Genomic DNA, 16,358 nt, shown 5'->3' on the forward strand with positions numbered 1-16,358 from the left:
GCGCGAGAAGCGCAACTTCTTCGTGCTCAACCTCATCTCTCTTGCGTTCACGGCGGGCGCGCTAGCCTTCCTGATCATAGCCCTCGGTGCCGTCGTCGTGCTGCCGGTCGTGTTCGAGTTCATCGGCATTGGCAAAGACGCTTGGTGGTTGGCTCTTCTGCGCTGGCCCGTGCTCTTGCTGGCCGTGCTCGGTGGCCTGGCGGTTCTGTACCGATACGGTCCCAGCCGAGACGCACCACGCTGGCATTGGGTCACGGGAGGAAGCGCCGTGGCGGCAACCTTGTGGCTCGGGGGCTCCCTGCTGTTCTCCTGGTACGTTGCCAATTTCGGTAGCTACAACAAGACCTACGGGTCCCTCGGCGCCGCCATTGGCTTCATGACCTGGATCTGGATTTCAACGATCATCGTGCTGCTCGGCGCCCAGCTGAACGCCGAGATGGAACATCAGACCGTCGAGGATACGACCGTTGGGCAGCCTCAGCCTCTCGGTACGCGCGGGGCGAAGATGGCCGATAGCGTCGGCGCTGCGGCAGAGTAGAGCGAATAGACCTCTGTCGATGGAACGGGCAGGCAGAGGACTCGCGCTGGCAGGCGAACTGGCAGGCGAACGAGAAACACCTTCGGGACCGTTGGGCCTCGTGGCGAAGTGTGATCGTTAGGTCAACGCTTCGGGATGCGGTGTCGGCACCCCAGTATACCGCTGCACGATCCTCGGGCAGCCATCGTGGCTTCGAAGATGAGTCATGGCGACCCGTTGCTGTGCCACGTAGGTTCCGTGCGTGCGGACCTGTCCATGGCAGGCAGGACAGCGCTTCTTCGCGGCCCGGTGATGGATGTGCGCTTCGGCCACCGACATGAGCATCCACTCGCCGTCGATCAGCGCCTCACAGGTATCTTTGTCGGGCATCGTCATATCAGGCACAGGCTACCCCCGCTTGGGAGGTACCACACTCGCAGTTCGACCCGAGCTATCGTCCTTGATAAGCAAGCCGCTGTCAGCGCGACGGCTTTCGATCCTTCCCGAGTTCCTCGGCTAAAATTGCTTCCACCGCAGCGATGACGTTCTCCAACTCCGCCACCTGTCTAAGATCGCTTCCGGCCGGCATACCATCGTAGCTTGCCATATCGAGAATGAGGGTGCGCTGGTAGGCTTGAAGGCGTTGCAGCAGAGCATGAAGCTTTTCGGTCATCCCGGACGGTAGCAGTGGTCCCAGTCTCTGACGATGGGATTGGCGGCAGCTAGGCGAAGGAGACGCACCGCGTCGTCATCACGTGCGCCACAGAAAAGAATGAGGGAAAGGCCCTGGCTTAAACACGGCAGGCGTCGAGCAGGTACGACGTACAGAAGGTCTCAGAGGTCGCCGGGATAATCCTCTGGCGCAACAGGAGCCTGATCGCAAAGCCTCCAGCTTTCCACGAAGCAAGCGGCGTAGCCTGCTAGGAAAACGGCGGTCCAGTGCATCAACGTATCCTTCGCTAACAGATCGCTGTCGGCATTATAGACGCGAGAGCTTGACCTTATCTAAACGCGTCGTTCGTACGAGCTGCAACCCTCACGCGCCTTGTTTGCTCCCTGCTGCGACAATCGTTCATAGGAAGCGCCGAGACCACGCGCAGGGAGAGGGAGTAGGTAGAAGGCGCGATACACGAACCCTTGACGGACTACGTGAAACCCGTACATATGCGCAATGCATGCGATCTGTGAAACACACGCATTCCAGCGCGCCGCCAAGCTAGCTGGCATGGTGGAAGACGAGATCGCTGAGCTTGCCAATTACCTCGCACGTAACCCCCTAGCAGGGGATGAGATCGAGGGGACGGGTGGCTACCGAAAGGTGCGGGTCGCCGGCAAAGGCAAGGGGAAAAGTGGAGGCTACCGAACGATCACGTTTTTCAGCGGAGCGGATCTTCCCGTGTTCCTAATCACGGTGTTCGCGAAAGGTGACAAGTCTACACTCACCAAAGGCGAGAAGAACGCATTGAAGGATTTGGCTAAGATCCTAGTCGCAGAGTACCGCAAGAAGGTCGTGAAAGTGAGGGCAGGAGCATGAGCAAGCGGGCATTTGACCAGATCGCAGAGGGCATGAACGAAGCCATTGCGATTGCGCGCGGCGAGCGCGAGCCTGCCAAGTTGCATATCCCGGCAGAGATTGATGTGAAGGCGATCCGGCGCCGACTGCACCTGTCGCAGGATGACTTCGCCTACGAGTATGGGTTCAGCGCCAGTCAGATCCGCGACTGGGAACAGGGCAGAACGAGACCCCTCGGCGCGCTCCGGCTGTACCTCATCATGATCAGCCACGACTCCGAAGGCGTGCTCAAAATGTTGCGCGAGGCCGGCGTTCGAGAGGCCGCGTGAGCCAGGTTGCGCCAGGTATCCAAATTGTTCGCGTCTTCATGGCGGACGGCGTTGGAGGTCGCCCAACGATGCAATTATGGGTTACAGCCGTCCCTCGCAATGAAGCTACTGCCGCTGTTCAGGCAAAACTACCCAATGGGTGGTCAGCCGAACTTGCGGAGCAGTGGCTGACGCAGGAGCAGGTAGCCCGGCTCAACCTTCGCCCCGGCGACGTGCGTGAGATGACATCCTAGCTGGTCGCACTCTTGGAAAGCGGAATGCTGCCAGCAATCGTCAATCCTAAAGGGCTCGGTGTCTCGAAATTCGCCCCACAGGACCGGCTTCCCCGAAACCGCTGTCTGGTAGCCGCTTCGGGGAAGCCGCCGTCCTGAGCCAATTCTGGCGACTTGAGAGGGTATCGGGGATGAGGTGGTGAACCGCCACCCCATGCCGAGACGGCCACGAACTGACCGAGACCCTAAGTTCAACTTAGCCCATCGCTGCTAACTCGTTGCTGGTGCTATATAACGCAAAAATGCAGCGCAGTTTCACGTCGGGTTGCCGTGAAGGGTTAGCCGCCCCGGCGCTGCCGCTCTGCCTGCTTCGCAGCGACCGCCTCGACGGCCGCGATCACGTTCTCAAGCTCTGACACCTGCCGCAGGTCACTGCCCGCCGGAAGCCCGTTAAGCTGGGCCATGTCGAGGATGAGGTCGCGCTGGTGCGCCATGAGGCGTTCGAGGAGGACGTTAAGCTTGTCGGTCATGCGTAGCCTGTAACGGGCGAGCGATACCTCAACAACTAGTCTACCGACGTGCCTAATCGTCTTGTTCGTCGTCAGCAGGCTCTTCTACCGCTTCGTAGAGCTTAGGGACGCGATAGATCCTTGGTGTTTCTGAGACGAACATAACTTCCACATCCACTAAAAAGCCGATGACGAGGGGGTTGTCCTTGCCGGCTAACATAGCCGTGCGCATCTCAGGGTCATCGATCAAGACGGTGAGCGGTTGGTCACTAATCTTTTCGATGATCGCCTTGCCGCTTTTCTTACGCGAAGTCCCCCTCGACGCGGTGTGCCAATACATCAACACGCGGTTGTACACCGTCTGCTCTGGCTCCTTCCGTGCCTCGATCTCCTTGGTAATTCGGTTCTGAATGGCGTTGGCTTCAGTAGACCCGATTGTTAGCGAGACATTTACGGTAGCGCCGCGATCCGCGTAGATTTGTAAGGTGCTGCCGGGATCCTTCGCCGGAATGTCCATGAGACGGCTCAAATCCTTCAGGTCTTTCTGCGGCGTCTCGCTCGGCAGCTTCTTGCCGTCACGAAGTTCGGAAAGCGAAGTTGTCAGTTGTTTGGCAAAGCCGATCATTGATCCACCCGCCTTCGCGGCATCGACAAGTTCCTTTGGATGCGCTGCGGCGTAAGATACCAACTCAGCCACGATGCTTCCAGGCCTAATCATATGGACGAATAGCTTCGCCTGTTCTTTTGAAACTGCCTCGTCTGTCTGCATAAGGTAACGCAGATATTGGCTGTTCACAGCCGTGAGCGCGGCCGTTAGGTTCGCGAGTTCAACAGGCTGACGGTTGTTGATCTCAATCGTCAACGGTGGTTCCGCGAGCCGTTCAGCCATGCCCCGCCCCTCCTAGCTTTGCTGTTAGAAGGCATGGACGGCGGCGCAACTCAAGAGCGAGACACAGTTCAGATTAGGCGCTCCCATCTCGACATCGGCACGGCAGCAGCTATTTCTCCGATAGCTCGGCCCGGTCCTGCCGCCCTACAGTGAGCCTGCCATGCGCGCCCTATTTCTCGCCCCCGTCGTCGTCGCCTTGCTGGCAGGGCCGGCGCAATCACAGGCTAGGCCGCAGCAACTCATCAAAGCCTGGGACGACGCGAGTTTTAATTGCAGCGGCAACACGAATAATGAGCAATGGCGTTCCGATGAATGTGCTCGCGCTAATGCACTACGGGCTCACCTGAACGATGCGGGATGGTGTTTCGGTCGTATGGGCGAAGCACAATATCAAAAGAAGTGGCACCGATGTAGCGCCACCTCAATCAGGCCAAACGATCTTGCAACGAGCCCAAAGTCTTACTGAACTAGACCACCGCACTCTGAGCGTTCGCCAGGGCAAGGCTATGAACCCGGCCGAGCGTCCCCTCCATCAAGCGTGAAGCGGTTCGGGGATCGCCCGCCGTCTGCACATTCACGTTGTTGGTGATGTTCTGCGACACCGACCGGCTGTTCGTATTGTTGTTCGTGGTTGGGCTGGCGGCCGAGGGAGCCGGCTGCATCAGGTTCGCAGGGTCGATGTGGTTCGGGTCGAAGTTGCCGGGCGTGCGGAGCGAGGTCGGGGCGGGCGCGGGGGCAGGTTGCGCCCCGACATGCGGAAGCCATCCCCTAGCGTTGGCCGCACGTCCGCCTTCTTCGCCGGCCCCAAACCGTTCGCTCTCCCTGACACCGTGAATGGCATCATCGAGGCTAGGGTTGTTTCGAAGAATTGCGCCGCCCCGCTGCGTCCGGGCGTGATCGTAGATTGGATCACCCGGCCGGGCATTATGCTCGGCAACCCACGCCCGCGTTTGCCACCGGGCATCCATCGGATTGCCGCCCTGATCCTTAATCCACTTGGCGATCTTCGGCCACCGGTTGCGATCCCACTGCCAAAGCCCGGTATGCCCGCCGCTCTGATTGTTGGAGGCGCCAGGATTGAACGAGCTTTCCGTCTGCATTGAGCCAACGATGGCCGCGATAGCGTTGGAGTTGTAGCCGGCTTGCCGCAGCTCGCCGATGATGGCTTGCGCGTTGGTGTTCTGTGCCAGCCGGCCGATGCGCGCGGTTCCGCCGGAGGGAGCATCGCGCCCGCCAAGAAAACTCGGCGCATGACGCTGCCACCAATTGCGGTCGTCACCTCCCCCACCCGCGGCTTGCTCAGTCCCAAGCTGATTGATGCCCGCAATAAGGCGGCTTTGATCTCCCCAAGGGGTGCGGGTGCCGGACATCCTCTCGACAAGGCCGAGCACCTTCACGATGCCGGCAGCGATTAAATCCACTGCGCGGGCGACACGCTCAACTCTCTCCGCGAAGTTCTCCCACCGCTTCATCAAGAGGTCGCCGCCGGACCCCATGATCCATTCGGCGAATTGCTCTGCTTTCTGGGCAACCCATTCCAGAGCTTGTGAAATACCCTTCAGGATTTGTTCAATGCGTTCTGGATTTGCGGCGATCCAATCGTTGAATTTCTTGATGATAGCTTCCAGCGCGGGGGCAAGGCTCACCATCAGCTTGTCGGTCAGGGCGGAGGCGGTCGCCTGCAACTTCGTCAGCGAACGCCAGAAAGATTGCGAGGCTTCCGTTGCCTGCTGCGAGTCCACGCCGAGCGATTGGGTAGTGCGATTGTACTCAGCGCGATAATCGCGGATCTGCTGAAGGTGATCCGAGACGAGCTTATAGTCCTCTTCGGAAATGCCGAGCATCCCGGCCTGCTGGCTTCCGACATAATAGGGTTGCTTCGATAGCGCCGACACGGTGTCGAGATACTGGTCGCCCATATCTTTGGACGTATCGACACCAAGATCCTTCACAAAACCTTTGAGCCCCGGATTATTGCGTAGGGCTTGCGCGAATTTCTCGACTGAGCCGATAGCCTGCTGTGCCGAGCCTCCCGTCTGCTTGAACGCATAGCCAAGAGAGTTGAGGCTTTGAACAGAAGCACCGGTTCGCTGCGACACGAAGCCGAGATTGTCGAAGGCGCTGGTAACGCGACCGACCGCATAACTGATAGCAGTCGCTGCCGCGCTGACGGCGAGAGCCGCCTTATTCCAGCCGGCGATGAATTCCTTGTTCCGCTCCTCACGCTTGCGAGCCGACTCTTTCTCAGACTTCTCGCGATCCTGCGCTTCGGCGAGGGCGGCGCGGGCCTCCTTGAGGCGCGTCTCGCGCGTCAGCTTAGCGATTTCCTCGTCTGTCTTAGCGCCTTCCCAGCGGGCATCTTCAATCCGCTTTTCCGCCTCTTTCACCGCCTTCTCATAATCAGCGATGGACTTAACAGCGGCAGTCTGTGACGCCTTATCGACTTCGAAGCCGAGAGCGACAGCAAACATCTGAAGTACGTCTTTCATTGCCCGGTATCCTCAGTGCAAGTTCTGCATCACGTCACGGATTTCGGCAGGCAACGCCGCGCCGTCGCCGTCAATCCACTGCTTCACGACGAAGCCAAGGACGCTGGCCGTCGCGATCTGCATCACGGCCCCATTGATGTCGTTGAATGCGGGCTCATCAGAGCCCTTCGGCCACACAGGAACCCATTGGCCGGCAGTCTCGCGAGATAGCGCCCCTAGGGCCGCGCGTTCGATGTAATCAAGGTTTTCATCACTGAGCGTGCCCCACTGTCCAAGCGCAGCTTTGGCGATAGTCACCGCGTCCACGTCGGATCGGATCGCGATTTGCCGTCCCGGCTTCAGGATCAACGGAACCGCTTCCGCGATAAGGGGGGCGAGGCGCCGGGCAATACGGGTCTCTACTTGGGCAGGCATCCCGTTAAAGCGGTAGCGATTGCCGGCGATCTCAAATTCAGTTGCCATGTTCTGCCTCGGCTCAAGAGCCACTGCCGGCCAGCGGGCGCGGCTGGATCGTGTAGGTGAAGGCTCGGCGATAGGCGCCCGTGTCGATCAGGGGCTTCGTGCCGGTGCGACCGCGCCGGAGCCGGCCCTTGATCGTGCGCGGCGACAAGGGAGCGAAGTCGCCCTCAATAATCTTGGCTTGAACCGCGCTTGTGCCGATGATGCCGACCTTGTTTAGCGCCCGCTCCGGTGCTGAAAGGTCGCCTTGCAAGGCTTGTCGAACACCGGCTGCTAAGATTTGAACGGCAGCATCGCGGATGCTATCTACACCCGGAATGAGATGCGGGCGGGCCGGCAGGTTCATCTCCGGCTGGCCGTATTCAAAAAGGTAGCCTAGCGCCGCGTTATTGATTGATGCCTCACCCTTCTCGCCGGGGTGCATACTTTCCGCTGAAATGCCGATTAGAACCCACTTTTCTACTGCGCGCAGAAAGTCGCGCGAGAGCGGATCAAGCTTCGTCTTCGGCTTGCTGTGAACGCGCGTTCGGATTGGCATAGTGAGAACCTATCGAGGCGCCCTCGGCACGAACTACGTCGAGGGCCTTATCGCTAGACGCCGACCCGGAGAACGGGGCCTCGCCCTAGTGCTTCTGGTTATTTGGCAAGCGCCGACCAAGGTCTTGATGGATAAGCAGCGCGCTAAGTTCGCGGCGGGCGAGTGCCGAGACCGTCACCCCGACCTGAGCGGCACGCTCGCGAAGCGCATCGCGGAGCGGGCGATCAATCCGAATGAATAGATGCGCTGGATATCGAACAGACATGAAGCAGCCCGTAGTATGACCGGGCTCAATAGAACACGTTTTTCCCTTTGTGTCTTACGCTAATATTGCAACTCTCTCCCGAACTAACATGCCAAAACGTACTACTTAGTGGTAATTCGTGCCATCCAATCCCAATCGAAAATCAATAGCTATGCGCAGATAGCATAACAGAACAATATCATTTGTGCCTAGGGGCGTCCAAGCTGAAAAGCTTCGCGTAACTTTCTACGGCGGCGTCGCTGTGGGCGAGCATTTCAACAAAGCGCGGGATGTCTTCCACCATCTTGTCAGAGACAGCCTTCCGCAATTCTGGATCGGCGACCCATCCCCTATCGCTTTTGCCGCGCTGCGCGACCGCGTTTTGGGCTCTGACAAATATTCCACTTAGTATCAGGCATTGAAAAGCATTCTCAGGGCCGCCGAAATGATCCAAAATCATCTGATATTGATTTTCTAGGCGAGCTATTGCCGGATCCGGCCAAAACGACCTTGCGACCCGCAACTCAATTTCTTCTGATATGGATCGGCCAGCCATTTCGGCAGCCTTAACGACCATATCGCGATCCGCGTCGCTCATGCGGAACGTATAATTCTGCCGCTTTCCCTTCTCGGGAGACTTCGGCGGGCGCCCCATCCTCTTTTTGGGCTTCGCGGCTTCGCTCATACCAATCTCTCCCAATCTGTGACTTTCCCTCCTACATCTACGAGGCAATGTTGACAACCCGTCCCAAGCCGTAGCAAAAGACTAACCATCGAAATTTTACGATAGAAAGTTGGGGGGTTAACATGTCCGATGACATCATGGATGTGCTGACGAGGCCCACGGTTGATGTGGTTCTCGCCGGCCGAGTGCTCGGGATCAGCCGAAACACGGCCTACAAAGCCGTGCGGGATGGATCGCTACCGTCAATCAGGCTTGCGGGTCAGTTCCGCGTCCCCACGGCGTCGCTTCGGGAAATGCTCGGGCTGCCGTCGCAGCCGCCGTCCGGTTTGATGCCGAACGCTGCCTAGCCATCGCTCTCGGCGGGGGCTCCCCCGCTGGCCGCAATCCGCGCCGAGCGGCCGGCGCATCTGCATAGGATCGTTGAGAGCATGAACGTGAAAACCCCCGGCGCCTGCCAGCGCACGAGGGCTTTCGGAAATGGTGTCGTTTTCGCAGCCGACCCGTCCGAAATAGCCCATCCCGCTTCCAAAATCCAGACCGACCACCTGCGGCAGCGGTTCAATCTTAGCCCAGCCGTTGCCGCCGTGATCGCCGCTCACGCCTTCGCCGTCGCCGAGACGTGGAGGGCTTCGCAGTGACCGCCACCACCATCAGAAACCCCAAGGTCTGCCGGATCATGCCGATGCTTGGATCATCGAATGATGCCGAGGCCCTGTCTGCGTGTCGCCGCGTCGGTGCGATCCTTGAGAAGGACGGCCAGTCCTACGTCGATTTGGCCGCCGCCATTCGAGTTGAGGGCGACATGCGGCCCGGCGGTCCCGCCTGGGATGACAGGGCGTGGCGCGCCGCCACTGGCACTCGCCCCCGCCCGCATCACCGCAAGGCATACACCTTCACCCCCGCGCAATCGGCCGAGCATCGCCGGATGGCCCTTTGGGTTCGGAACGCGGATGCGGGGCGACTGTCCGACCGCGAGCGGCAGTTCATCCGAGATATCGCGCACCAGCGACGCGAGCTTTCGGTTCCGCAGGCCGATTGGCTCGCCGCGATCTGCGACCGCCTCGTCATGGAGGCCCGTTGCGCATGACGGTGAGCCTGCCTGAAATCGCCACGGCCCTCCGGGGCAAAATCTGCGGGGGGCGGGTGCTGGCCCCCGGCCCCGGCCATAGCCCGAAGGACCGGAGCCTAGCGGTTCGCCTGTCCGACGCGGCGCCGGATGGTTTTGTCGTCCATAGCTACTGCGGCGACGACTGGCGCACCTGCCGCGATCACGTTGCCGACGCACTCGGCCTCCCGGCGGATCGCTGGCGCAACTCCACGCCGCCCGATCCGGTCGAGGTTGAGCGCCGGAAGGAGGCCCGCCGCAAGGCCGAGGACGACGAGCGCCGCGAGATCGCACGCGCACAGGCCCGCGCCCGCGCAATCTGGGACAGGGCCGGCGACCCGCGCGGGACCATCGCGGAGGTGTACCTGAATAGCCGGGGCCTCGAACTGCCCGACGACATCGCCGGGGCCGTGTTGCGCTTCCATCCGGCCTGCCCGTGGGAGAGCGGCAAGGTGCCCGCCATGGTCGCCGCGATCCGGTGCGTGGAGAGTGGCAACGTCATCGGGATCCACCGAACGGCCCTGACGGACGACGGTCGGAAGCTCGGGCGCAAAGTGTTCGGGACGGCGCGCGGCGGCGCAATCATGCTTGATCGCCGCGAGACCGTCCAAGGCGCTCTGACGGCGGGCGAGGGCATCGAAACCGCGATGACCGCCCGTCAGATCGGGTTGGAGCCCGTGTGGTCCCTCATCTCAACCTCGAACATCGCGGCCCTTCCGCTGCTCCCCAACGTCTCCCGCCTCGCCATCCTAGCCGAGCGGGACACTGCCCCCAACCAACCGAGCGCGACCGCCTTCGCCGCCGTCGCTCAACGCTGGCATTCCGCCGGCCGTACCGTTGAGCGGCTATGGCCGCCGGATGGGTGCGGCGACCTCAACGATACCATTCGTAGGGACCGCATTTGATGGTGGCTGCCCGACCCGCTGAGTCTTTCGTGCGCGTCCGTCGCGAGACCTATCAGCCGTCCCGGCAGGACAACGGCTCACGCGCAACGGTTGTCCCCCTCGAACGCGACCGGCTGGATATCGCGCCGGCCATCGGCGCGGCCCCGCCGTTCCCTATCGAATGCCTGCCGCCGGTAATGCGGGAAGCCGTCGAGGCCCTAGAGGAACACGTTCAGGCGCCCCGCTCACTGTGCGCCCATAGCGTGCTCTCGGCCGCGATGCTCGTCTCTCAAGGCCTTGCCGACGTGAAGGTGGAGAGCCTTCCGGCCCCGGTGCCCCTGTCGTTGTTCATGTTGGCGATTGCAGTTTCGGGCGAGCGCAAGTCCGCCTGCGATACCCTCGCCCTGCGCGCCGTAGCCGAGGAGGAGGCCCGCCTGCGGATCGAACATGCCGAGGATGACCGGCGGTTCAAAGCCGCCTGGGCGGCATTCGAGGCCGAGAAGAAGCGGATTGAGCGGGACGCCAAGATTGACCGCACCGAGCGCGAAAGCCGCCTTCTGCAACTGCGCGAGCCGGTGCCGCCAGTCACCCCCATCATCCGCGCCGAGGAGCCCAACCTTGAAGGGCTCATCAACCTGATCCGGGTTGGCCGCGCCAGCGTCGGCATTTTCACATCGGAGGCGGGGCAGTTCCTAGGCGGGCATGGGATGGGGCCGGAGGCGCGCACCCGCACCGTGACCGGCCTGTCCAAGCTCTGGGACAACGGCACGGCGCAAAGGGTCCGCGCGAACGATGCTCAGACGTTCGTGGGTCGCCGGGTCGGTATCAGCCTCGCCGCGCAGCCCCGCGTCGCGTCTACGTTCATCGGGGACGAGCTGGCGAACGACCAAGGCATTGTCGGGCGCTTCCTCGTGATGATGCCCGAGAGCAAGATCGGGTTTCGCGAGATCCGGGGGAGCAACCCTAGCGCCGACCCTCGCCTCATCGCGTTCCAGAACCAGTGCCGCCGCTGCCTGGATACCAGGTTGCCGATCCGCGAAGGGACGAGGAACGAGCTGGCGCCCCCGGTGCTGGGGCTGACCCCCGAAGCATGGACGCTGTTCCAACAGTTCAGCCAATCCATCGAGAACGAAGTTGGGCCCGGCAAGGCGTGGCGTCCGGTATCCGCTGCGGCCAACAAGATGGCTGAAAACGCGGCCCGCCTTGCTGGTATCTTCACCCTGTTCGAGGCGCCGGAAGTAGCCCGGCCCAGCCGGGCGACAGGCTCATATCTGGACGCGACGGTATCGGCCGAGACGATGGCTGCCGCCTGCAAGGTCGGAACGTTCTACCTCCGCGAAGCCCTGCGGCTCACCGGGCAGTCCATCCTTGATCCCGAGACGCGAGCGCAGAACGACCTAGCGGATTGGCTCATCGAGAAGGTGAAGCCGGGCAACCTGACTTCGCCCAGCCTTATTCAGAAGCTCACCGCCCTGCACCTGCGCACCAATGCCGCGACGCTTCGGAAGCGGCTGGAAGCCCTCGTCTCGTTCGGTCGCATCGAGCCCGCCGGCCGACAGGAAATCGACGGCAAGACTTACCGCGAAACATACCGCGTCATGGGGGAGGCCGCTTAGCGATGACCGACCTCCCGCTGTTCGATCCCTACAAGGCTTTGGCCGAGATCCGGCGCGAGGCTGCGGAGCGAAATCCAACCCCGCAAAAACTTCCGCAGAAACTTCCGCAGGCATATGCGGGAGCAATTCGTGAGCAGGATCATAGGGTTAATCCCACTTCCGCAGCTTTTGCAGGTTCCGCAGGGGTCCCGACCCAACACGCCCCGCGTGCGCACACGAACAAAGAAGAAGAAAGAAAAGAAAATGCAATTAAATCATATACTTATGCGAGGCAGGAGGCCTCGGGGGGCGCGTACGGCATGGATCGGCGGGGCACGCCTGCGGAACCTGCGGAAGTTGCGGAAATTTCGCTAAGCCATTCCGATACAACGATTTATGCCAGAAACGCCGCTGCGGAAGTTTTGGGGGACGGGCTGCGGAAGTGGCGTTCCGCCCTCTCGGAATTGTCGGCAGAGCGGATCCCGTGCCCTGGATACCGACCGGAGGAATGGGCCGGCACTCTCGCCCGCGCCCTCGACTTCCTCGATAGGTTCGGCCCGCAGGCCGAGGCGTTGGGCTGGACTGCCGTTCGGCTGTTCGGGGTCCACCGCGTCGGCGGCATCGTTCGAGTCGATACCTGCGGCGCCCTCGTCCTGCCGAGCGCCGGAGCCGTCCGCGCCATCACGGCGACGGAAGTCGCTTTCGACTGCCTCACCTACCGCGAGAAACCCGGCCAGCCGCAGGGCGTGCCTATCTGGGATTTTGCCCGATGATCGCGCCGAGCGACCGCTTCGGACCATGGGCCTCCGGCCTCGATGCCGCCGAGAGAAAGGCCCGCCTCCGCGCCATGCGAGCCCTCGCCCGCGTCCACTGCGGCCCGCGCGCCGCCGACCTCGTGCGCCTGCTTGCCCAGGCAGAGGCGGACCCTGCCGCCCTTGAGCCGGCGCTGGCCGCCCTCGACCGCCTCGCCGCGAACGACCTCCGGCACATCCTGGCGTCCTACAGCGCCCTCTCCCGTTCCGCAGCCTGAAGGAAACCGCATGTCCAATGTCTTCACGTTCCCCGACAAGCCTGCCGCGCCCATGGGGCCCATCACCGCGCGCTGGGAAGTAGTCGCTTCCTATGGCGAGGTTGGCCCACTTCGCGTGGCTCTCACCCGTCGCCTCGATATGCCGCCTGGGTTCATCCACGTCGCAGTTATCGGCACTGCGCTCATAACCATCGAGCCGGTCACAACCCTGCCGGACGATGCCAACGGACGCGCGATTGCCGACTTCACCGGCCCGGCCGTCCTACGCGCCATCGAGCACGCCGAGGTGGAGTTCGTGGCCCAGCCGGAGGCGTGCTGACGGCCACCCCACCATTAACGACACAAGCCCAACCGGAGCCCTGCGCCATGCCCCTGAATGACCTCGACCGCACTTGGTTTCGCATCCATAGCGACCGGCAATTCCGCCTCCGCAAGCAGTCGCCCGCCGAGTTGCAGCAATGGCCTGTCCCGCCTCACGAGGGCCTGACGGGGTGGTGCGTCATCCGAAAGGACGATGGCGCGATGGAGCTATTTGCAATCGCGGACGGCGAGACCTGGGGCGACAGTGACGAGGAGCTAGGGCCGTTCTTCAACGACATGCGCGGAGCCGCCGCGTGACCCGCCCCGGCCCCTCCCCCGATCTGGACGAGGATACGGACCTGTCCGAGCCGGCGCGGCACGAGATGGTTTCCGAGGCCGCCGCGATCTTTGGCGAGGAAGCCGCCCGCGAATTGGCGAACCGCCTTCGCGTGCCGTTCGAGCCCTACACGGCTGAGCCCCAGATCTGACATCACGAGGAGACGAGACCATGCCCGATCCGATCCCCTTCCCCGGCGCCGTGCGCGCCATTGGCGAGACCTTCCCCGCTCACGTCATCCGTGCCGGCCGCGTCGAGGCTGAGCGCCGGGGCATCCTCCCCGCCGACCTGGATGATGTGACCCGGTATGACCGGCGCTTCGCCACATACATGCTTGGCCTGCTCGGCTCGCGGGCACCCGGCCATCGCCTGTTGGGCGAACACGGCCTCCGGCGCCTTATCGGCTCAATGCAGGACGACGCGGCATGACCCCGCGCGAGCAAGCCGCCTTCGCTGCCGGGATCGAGACCGCCCGGCAAATGGCGATGACCGCCGCCGTCTCCATTGAGGTTCGAGAAGATGCTGGGGACCTTCGCCAGCGTGCAGCCGCTGCTGCTCTCCAAGGGCTCGCAGAAGGACTGAAGGTTGCGTTCCCTACCGACGCCATCGATCCCGCGTTGCAGGCAAAGCGGTAAGAAGGGATGCCGTGAAACCTGGAATACGGCTTCGCGTGTTTCATGTTATGAGGGCTGTCGAAAGGTTCATGAGATGAGGGACTTAGCTGCGCGCATCCAGAGGCTCGAAACCGCCGCCTTCAAAGCGGGGGCACCGCTCGTCGTGCGTCGCTTCGTTGTTCAAGGCCCTGTCGGGCTGTCTGAACCGGATGCGGTCGCCTTCCTGCGGGAGCAAAGGCATGACGTGCGTGACCGTGACCTCAACGTCATCCGCATTGTCATCGGAGCCGAGAATGGGAGGCCGATTGACCTCCCCCTCGCTGACCTGACCGCGAGGCAGTCGCGATGAAGCTGCGGCTGTATCCACGCTGTACTGTGCAGCCACGGCAGCTTGGGGAGGCTCCCCATGCCGGGTGAAGGTCGTCCCTTCCAGCAAGGGCAGAGCGGCAACCCCAACGGCCGTCCGCGAGGCTCCCGCAACCGCTCGACCCAAGCCCTAGAAGCCATCCTCGACGGTGAGGCCGAGGCCCTGACCCGTCGCGCTATCGAGATGGCGCTAGAGGGTGATGGTCCGGCCATGCGGATGTGCCTCGACCGCCTGATGCCGGTGCGGAAAGACAGGCCGATCACCTTCACCCTGCCGGAGATCGAGACCGCCGCCGACCTGACCAAGGCGACCCGAGCGCTGATGCAGGGTGTGGCGGACGGGGAGATCACCCCGAGCGAGGCGGCCGAGCTATCCAAGCTGGTCGACGCTCACGTGAAGGCCATCGAGGCTGTCGATTTCGCGACCCGCCTCGCGGCCCTTGAACAGACCGCAGGCGACAGGGGAGGTCGGCGATGACACCTCGCACGATGGATCGGATCGCCCGCCTTGAGGCGAAGGCCGTACCGCCCTCCCCCGGCAAGCATCTCGCTTTCAAGGTCGAGGCGCCCCATGGGATGCCGCTTGAGGAGATCGTCGCCTTCCTGCGGGGATGCGGGCACGCCATCCACGACGATGACGACGTGTTCGTGATGAACCTCGCCTCCCGCCGGGCGGCAGAGAGCGGGCCACTGCGGGATCTCTCTGAAGTGCTTCTGACCGAGGAGGCTCGTGCCGCCGCGCCGCCTGGAGGCCAGTGGCCTTCGGCCATGCTGAGGTTCACCTTCACGTTGGATAGCCCGCGGGTGGCACAATGACGTCGAAGCTCTCGGATCGCCTAGCTCGGCTGGAGGCATCGCAACCGGACAAGGCGGAGGCAGCGCCTATGCCGCATGCACTCGGCGAGACTGTCCTGCGGACCATCTCGGGGCGGTTCGGTGGCTACCCTTGCGCTCCGACCGATACCCTTGGAGACGGTCTCGCCCGTGCTTTGCAGTATGCCGACCAAGACGAGGCGGACGCCAATGCAGCGGAGGATCCCACCCGCATCGCTGCTCGGGTCGATGCCTTGTGGCCGCGGTTGGTCGAGGCTTTCGATCCCATCCCGCAAAAGGAGCCAAATCGGCTCGGCCACAATAGTGGCTTCCGGGTCCTGCTCGGCCTCTTGGATTATCGCAGCTACTACCGTGGCGAGGATATACCGACTGCAGATGCTTGTTTTCTTCCGAATGGGTTGCCGCTGTTCGACTGCGCGGCACCAAGCATCGCTGCCGTTTTCGCATGTTTCGGGATCGATGCCGCTGAGGTGGAAGCTTGCCGATGACAGTGAGCTTAGCTGCCCGCCTCGCCCGCCTAGAAGCCATGCAAGCCCCGCGAGCAAGCCTGGAGACGTCTTTCTCCCCAGCCCTGCGGTTGCTGCGTCTGCTGATCGCCGTCCACCTCGGCGACCTGCAACCACATGAGCCCGTGGCAGCCGGCGTCGCCAAAGCCCTTGGCTACGGCAGCACTCTGGAAATGCGGATGGCACTCACGGAAAAGGGCGAGAGCACCATGGATTGGGGCAACCGCCACAACGAGGCAGTAGAGCGGATGCTGGCCGGTGCTCAGGGTATCCCGCAATCCCGTGCGATCCTCGTGCGGCTCTTCGATGATCTGCCGGCTTGGGCCTGTGCCCATTCCTTTGCGGCGGCTCCAGACTTCGACACCGCTGCCGAGTGGGTGAGCCTTTGACCGCGATGCTGACC

Annotated in this window: 27 protein-coding genes; 19 read left to right on the forward strand and 8 right to left on the reverse strand. The window is 62.4% G+C overall.

Annotated elements, in window-relative coordinates; all coding sequences use genetic code 11:
- A partial coding sequence (locus tag MKK52_RS06775; RefSeq protein ID WP_243953062.1) for a YihY/virulence factor BrkB family protein occupies positions 1–538 on the forward strand: 538 nt, incomplete at its 5' end.
- Positions 539–655: 117 nt separating this feature from the next.
- On the opposite strand, the gene MKK52_RS06780 is transcribed toward MKK52_RS06775, so the two are convergent.
- Together MKK52_RS06780 and MKK52_RS06785 are read right to left on the reverse strand one after the other, a co-directional pair.
- Positions 656–907 (reverse strand): hypothetical protein, encoded by a 252-nt coding sequence (locus MKK52_RS06780; RefSeq protein WP_243953063.1) that lies wholly within the window; start codon positions 905–907, stop codon positions 656–658.
- 88 nt (positions 908–995) lie between these two features.
- Positions 996–1,190: a hypothetical protein gene (locus tag MKK52_RS06785; protein WP_243953064.1), complete on the reverse strand. Its 195-nt coding sequence runs from the start codon at positions 1,188–1,190 to the stop codon at positions 996–998.
- 498 nt (positions 1,191–1,688) lie between these two features.
- Between MKK52_RS06785 and MKK52_RS06790 the strand changes: the two genes are divergently transcribed.
- Entirely contained in the window at positions 1,689–2,051 is a 363-nt protein-coding gene (locus MKK52_RS06790) for a type II toxin-antitoxin system RelE/ParE family toxin (protein ID WP_279597674.1), read from the forward strand.
- Positions 2,048–2,359 (forward strand): helix-turn-helix domain-containing protein, encoded by a 312-nt coding sequence (locus MKK52_RS06795; RefSeq protein ID WP_243953066.1) that lies wholly within the window; start codon positions 2,048–2,050, stop codon positions 2,357–2,359. Before MKK52_RS06790 ends, MKK52_RS06795 begins: the two co-directional genes overlap by 4 nt.
- A 550-nt stretch (positions 2,360–2,909) precedes the next feature.
- Here MKK52_RS06795 and MKK52_RS06800 read toward each other — a convergent pair.
- From MKK52_RS06800 to MKK52_RS06825, 6 genes are all read right to left on the reverse strand, one after another.
- Positions 2,910–3,101 (reverse strand): hypothetical protein, encoded by a 192-nt coding sequence (locus MKK52_RS06800; RefSeq protein ID WP_243953067.1) that lies wholly within the window; start codon positions 3,099–3,101, stop codon positions 2,910–2,912.
- A 52-nt stretch (positions 3,102–3,153) separates the two neighbouring features.
- On the reverse strand, positions 3,154–3,969 hold the full coding sequence (locus MKK52_RS06805; RefSeq protein WP_243953068.1) for a hypothetical protein: 816 nt from the start codon (positions 3,967–3,969) through the stop codon (positions 3,154–3,156).
- 467 nt (positions 3,970–4,436) lie between these two features.
- Positions 4,437–6,458, reverse strand: a complete 2,022-nt coding sequence (locus MKK52_RS06810) for a phage tail tip lysozyme (RefSeq protein ID WP_243953069.1) — start codon at positions 6,456–6,458, stop codon at positions 4,437–4,439.
- Positions 6,459–6,470: 12 nt separating this feature from the next.
- The gene (locus MKK52_RS06815) at positions 6,471–6,920 is read right to left on the reverse strand and encodes a phage tail assembly chaperone (RefSeq protein ID WP_243953070.1); all 450 of its coding nucleotides are present in this window, start codon (positions 6,918–6,920) and stop codon (positions 6,471–6,473) included.
- Positions 6,921–6,933: 13 nt separating this feature from the next.
- Positions 6,934–7,455: a hypothetical protein gene (locus MKK52_RS06820; protein ID WP_243953071.1), complete on the reverse strand. Its 522-nt coding sequence runs from the start codon at positions 7,453–7,455 to the stop codon at positions 6,934–6,936.
- A gap of 443 nt (positions 7,456–7,898) precedes the next feature.
- Positions 7,899–8,384 (reverse strand): hypothetical protein, encoded by a 486-nt coding sequence (locus tag MKK52_RS06825; RefSeq protein ID WP_243953072.1) that lies wholly within the window; start codon positions 8,382–8,384, stop codon positions 7,899–7,901.
- 122 nt (positions 8,385–8,506) lie between these two features.
- Here MKK52_RS06825 and MKK52_RS06830 point away from each other — a divergent pair, with 122 nt between their 5' ends.
- From MKK52_RS06830 to MKK52_RS06905, 16 genes are all read left to right on the forward strand, one after another.
- Positions 8,507–8,731, forward strand: a complete 225-nt coding sequence (locus tag MKK52_RS06830) for a helix-turn-helix domain-containing protein (protein WP_243953073.1) — start codon at positions 8,507–8,509, stop codon at positions 8,729–8,731.
- Positions 8,732–8,812: 81 nt separating this feature from the next.
- On the forward strand, positions 8,813–9,022 hold the full coding sequence (locus MKK52_RS06835; protein ID WP_243953074.1) for a hypothetical protein: 210 nt from the start codon (positions 8,813–8,815) through the stop codon (positions 9,020–9,022).
- Positions 9,019–9,471 carry a hypothetical protein gene (locus tag MKK52_RS06840; protein WP_243953075.1) on the forward strand — a complete coding sequence of 151 codons (453 nt, stop codon included), beginning with the start codon at positions 9,019–9,021 and terminating at the stop codon, positions 9,469–9,471. The genes MKK52_RS06835 and MKK52_RS06840 overlap by 4 nt, the downstream gene beginning before the upstream one ends.
- A complete protein-coding gene (locus MKK52_RS06845) occupies positions 9,468–10,394 on the forward strand; it encodes a toprim domain-containing protein (protein WP_243953076.1) in 927 nt (308 codons plus the stop codon). The genes MKK52_RS06840 and MKK52_RS06845 overlap by 4 nt, the downstream gene beginning before the upstream one ends.
- A gap of 29 nt (positions 10,395–10,423) precedes the next feature.
- Positions 10,424–11,989, forward strand: coding sequence for a YfjI family protein (locus MKK52_RS06850; protein WP_243953077.1), 1,566 nt, complete (start codon positions 10,424–10,426; stop codon positions 11,987–11,989).
- Positions 11,990–11,991: 2 nt separating this feature from the next.
- A complete protein-coding gene (locus MKK52_RS06855) occupies positions 11,992–12,741 on the forward strand; it encodes a hypothetical protein (protein ID WP_243953078.1) in 750 nt (249 codons plus the stop codon).
- Entirely contained in the window at positions 12,738–12,998 is a 261-nt protein-coding gene (locus MKK52_RS06860; RefSeq protein WP_243953079.1) for a hypothetical protein, read from the forward strand. The genes MKK52_RS06855 and MKK52_RS06860 overlap by 4 nt, the downstream gene beginning before the upstream one ends.
- 10 nt (positions 12,999–13,008) lie before the next feature.
- Positions 13,009–13,317: a hypothetical protein gene (locus tag MKK52_RS06865; RefSeq protein ID WP_243953080.1), complete on the forward strand. Its 309-nt coding sequence runs from the start codon at positions 13,009–13,011 to the stop codon at positions 13,315–13,317.
- A gap of 47 nt (positions 13,318–13,364) precedes the next feature.
- Positions 13,365–13,616 (forward strand): hypothetical protein, encoded by a 252-nt coding sequence (locus MKK52_RS06870; protein ID WP_243953081.1) that lies wholly within the window; start codon positions 13,365–13,367, stop codon positions 13,614–13,616.
- Positions 13,613–13,786 (forward strand): hypothetical protein, encoded by a 174-nt coding sequence (locus MKK52_RS06875; RefSeq protein ID WP_243953082.1) that lies wholly within the window; start codon positions 13,613–13,615, stop codon positions 13,784–13,786. Before MKK52_RS06870 ends, MKK52_RS06875 begins: the two co-directional genes overlap by 4 nt.
- 20 nt (positions 13,787–13,806) lie before the next feature.
- On the forward strand, positions 13,807–14,064 hold the full coding sequence (locus MKK52_RS06880) for a hypothetical protein (protein WP_243953083.1): 258 nt from the start codon (positions 13,807–13,809) through the stop codon (positions 14,062–14,064).
- Positions 14,061–14,270: a hypothetical protein gene (locus MKK52_RS06885; protein WP_243953084.1), complete on the forward strand. Its 210-nt coding sequence runs from the start codon at positions 14,061–14,063 to the stop codon at positions 14,268–14,270. The genes MKK52_RS06880 and MKK52_RS06885 overlap by 4 nt, the downstream gene beginning before the upstream one ends.
- A 385-nt stretch (positions 14,271–14,655) precedes the next feature.
- Entirely contained in the window at positions 14,656–15,093 is a 438-nt protein-coding gene (locus MKK52_RS06890) for a DUF5681 domain-containing protein (RefSeq protein WP_243953085.1), read from the forward strand.
- 11 nt (positions 15,094–15,104) lie between these two features.
- A complete protein-coding gene (locus MKK52_RS06895) occupies positions 15,105–15,431 on the forward strand; it encodes a hypothetical protein (RefSeq protein ID WP_243953086.1) in 327 nt (108 codons plus the stop codon).
- Positions 15,432–15,499: 68 nt separating this feature from the next.
- The gene (locus MKK52_RS06900; protein ID WP_243953087.1) at positions 15,500–15,937 is read left to right on the forward strand and encodes a hypothetical protein; all 438 of its coding nucleotides are present in this window, start codon (positions 15,500–15,502) and stop codon (positions 15,935–15,937) included.
- An 89-nt stretch (positions 15,938–16,026) separates the two neighbouring features.
- Positions 16,027–16,344, forward strand: a complete 318-nt coding sequence (locus tag MKK52_RS06905; RefSeq protein WP_243953088.1) for a hypothetical protein — start codon at positions 16,027–16,029, stop codon at positions 16,342–16,344.
- Positions 16,345–16,358: the final 14 nt, after the last annotated feature.

The sequence above is a fragment of the Methylobacterium sp. J-067 genome, assembly GCF_022829465.1.
Classification (GTDB): Bacteria; Pseudomonadota; Alphaproteobacteria; order Rhizobiales; family Beijerinckiaceae; genus Methylobacterium; species Methylobacterium litchii.

Bases quoted from the DNA above. Each gene is read 5' to 3' on its own strand.
- MKK52_RS06785 (WP_243953064.1), bottom strand. From the start codon at position 1,190: ATGACCGAAAAGCTTCATGCTCTGCTGCAACGCCTTCAAGCCTACCAG.
- MKK52_RS06870 (WP_243953081.1), top strand. From the start codon at position 13,365: ATGCCCCTGAATGACCTCGACCGCACTTGGTTTCGCATCCATAGCGAC.
- MKK52_RS06855 (WP_243953078.1), top strand. From the start codon at position 11,992: ATGACCGACCTCCCGCTGTTCGATCCCTACAAGGCTTTGGCCGAGATC.
- MKK52_RS06795 (WP_243953066.1), top strand. From the start codon at position 2,048: ATGAGCAAGCGGGCATTTGACCAGATCGCAGAGGGCATGAACGAAGCC.
- MKK52_RS06815 (WP_243953070.1), bottom strand. From the start codon at position 6,920: ATGGCAACTGAATTTGAGATCGCCGGCAATCGCTACCGCTTTAACGGG.
- MKK52_RS06810 (WP_243953069.1), bottom strand. From the start codon at position 6,458: ATGAAAGACGTACTTCAGATGTTTGCTGTCGCTCTCGGCTTCGAAGTC.
- MKK52_RS06860 (WP_243953079.1), top strand. From the start codon at position 12,738: ATGATCGCGCCGAGCGACCGCTTCGGACCATGGGCCTCCGGCCTCGAT.
- MKK52_RS06800 (WP_243953067.1), bottom strand. From the start codon at position 3,101: ATGACCGACAAGCTTAACGTCCTCCTCGAACGCCTCATGGCGCACCAG.
- MKK52_RS06790 (WP_279597674.1), top strand. From the start codon at position 1,689: ATGCATGCGATCTGTGAAACACACGCATTCCAGCGCGCCGCCAAGCTA.
- MKK52_RS06805 (WP_243953068.1), bottom strand. From the start codon at position 3,969: ATGGCTGAACGGCTCGCGGAACCACCGTTGACGATTGAGATCAACAAC.
- MKK52_RS06830 (WP_243953073.1), top strand. From the start codon at position 8,507: ATGTCCGATGACATCATGGATGTGCTGACGAGGCCCACGGTTGATGTG.
- MKK52_RS06895 (WP_243953086.1), top strand. From the start codon at position 15,105: ATGGATCGGATCGCCCGCCTTGAGGCGAAGGCCGTACCGCCCTCCCCC.
- MKK52_RS06885 (WP_243953084.1), top strand. From the start codon at position 14,061: ATGACCCCGCGCGAGCAAGCCGCCTTCGCTGCCGGGATCGAGACCGCC.
- MKK52_RS06900 (WP_243953087.1), top strand. From the start codon at position 15,500: ATGCCGCATGCACTCGGCGAGACTGTCCTGCGGACCATCTCGGGGCGG.
- MKK52_RS06880 (WP_243953083.1), top strand. From the start codon at position 13,807: ATGCCCGATCCGATCCCCTTCCCCGGCGCCGTGCGCGCCATTGGCGAG.
- MKK52_RS06820 (WP_243953071.1), bottom strand. From the start codon at position 7,455: ATGCCAATCCGAACGCGCGTTCACAGCAAGCCGAAGACGAAGCTTGAT.
- MKK52_RS06845 (WP_243953076.1), top strand. From the start codon at position 9,468: ATGACGGTGAGCCTGCCTGAAATCGCCACGGCCCTCCGGGGCAAAATC.
- MKK52_RS06865 (WP_243953080.1), top strand. From the start codon at position 13,009: ATGTCCAATGTCTTCACGTTCCCCGACAAGCCTGCCGCGCCCATGGGG.
- MKK52_RS06825 (WP_243953072.1), bottom strand. From the start codon at position 8,384: ATGAGCGAAGCCGCGAAGCCCAAAAAGAGGATGGGGCGCCCGCCGAAG.
- MKK52_RS06780 (WP_243953063.1), bottom strand. From the start codon at position 907: ATGCCCGACAAAGATACCTGTGAGGCGCTGATCGACGGCGAGTGGATG.
- MKK52_RS06835 (WP_243953074.1), top strand. From the start codon at position 8,813: ATGAACGTGAAAACCCCCGGCGCCTGCCAGCGCACGAGGGCTTTCGGA.
- MKK52_RS06890 (WP_243953085.1), top strand. From the start codon at position 14,656: ATGCCGGGTGAAGGTCGTCCCTTCCAGCAAGGGCAGAGCGGCAACCCC.